The following is a 1,024-nucleotide window of genomic DNA, read 5'->3' as shown; positions in this document are numbered from 1 at the left end:
ATTTAATTCATGCCATTTGGCATTATAAACATTTAATTTATGGTAAATCAAAACAACAACGGTATAACAATAACCGACGATGACATTAAAAAAGCAAAAGACTATAAAGATGCAATGGATGCTTTAAAAAACTCCATCAATGGAGTTAATAGTAAACTACCAGAATTTTCTGAGGACTTACAAGCCTTTGCTCAAATCAATAGGTGAAAAATCGATATAAATAATTGGTAGTTATTTACAATACTTATCAATTTCATCTTTGGAAAATATTTTTTCACCTAAATCAAGTGCCTTGTGAAAATCTAAACATGCACCGTTCTTATCGTTCATTTTTATTTTCAGCTCACCCCTTCTATAATAATAATAGCCCTTAGGCTTTGAAAGCTTTATACCTTGATTATAATCGTCTAAAGCACCCTGATAGTCTTTAATTTGTTCTTTAACATCGGCCCTGGCTAAATAACCACCTTTTAAATTAGATTTATCATCAATACACTTGGTATACGCTTTTATAGCACCATCATAATCTTTCAGGTTATCTTTCGCAACGCCTATTCCATAATTTACTTCTTTAATTGTTGGGTCAAGCTCATGTGCTTTGTTAAAATCAATTAGTGCCCCGGAATAATCTTGTAACCCCAATTTAGCGTGCCCGCGATTAACATAGGCTGCGGCATAATCAGGCTTCAGAGTTATAGCTTTAGAATAAAGCTCGGCGGTTATCTTGTAATTGTTGCCTATATACAAGCTATCGTTAGCTTCTTTAAAATAGGACTCGGCAGAGCGACTGCAGGAAAAAAGGGAAAATAATGAAATAATAAGCAGTGATAATTTTAGATTTTTCAATTTAATATAGATAAGGTTATTACTAACAAATATAGTAATTACACAAAAACAGCCAAATTATTTTGTAATTCAATTTTCATTCCATACAAATATTTAATACATGCAAAATCAAAACAATAGCGCCGGTATAACCGACGATGATATTAAAAAAGCAAAAGACTACAAGGATGCCCTGGAT

Annotated in this window: 2 protein-coding genes; one reads left to right on the top strand and one right to left on the bottom strand. The window is 32.1% G+C overall.

Annotated features, from left to right (window positions below; genetic code table 11):
* Positions 1-39: 39 nt before the first annotated feature.
* Complete coding sequence (locus AC1DRQ_RS31800; RefSeq protein ID WP_477430190.1) at positions 40-207, top strand: hypothetical protein; 168 nt, start codon at positions 40-42, stop codon at positions 205-207.
* Positions 208-231: 24 nt separating this feature from the next.
* Here AC1DRQ_RS31800 and AC1DRQ_RS31795 read toward each other — a convergent pair whose 3' ends face one another.
* Entirely contained in the window at positions 232-846 is a 615-nt protein-coding gene (locus AC1DRQ_RS31795; protein ID WP_429395710.1) for a tetratricopeptide repeat protein, read from the bottom strand.
* Positions 847-1,024: the final 178 nt, after the last annotated feature.

The organism is Mucilaginibacter sp. P4_E8 (genome assembly GCF_056401495.1).
The sequence above is the reverse complement of the archived record's forward strand: the minus strand, read 5'-3'. Positions and strand labels throughout refer to the sequence as shown.

Excerpts from the sequence above, each read along its gene's own strand:
- AC1DRQ_RS31800 (WP_477430190.1), top strand. The coding sequence starts at position 40 with ATGGTAAATCAAAACAACAACGGTATAACAATAACCGACGATGACATT.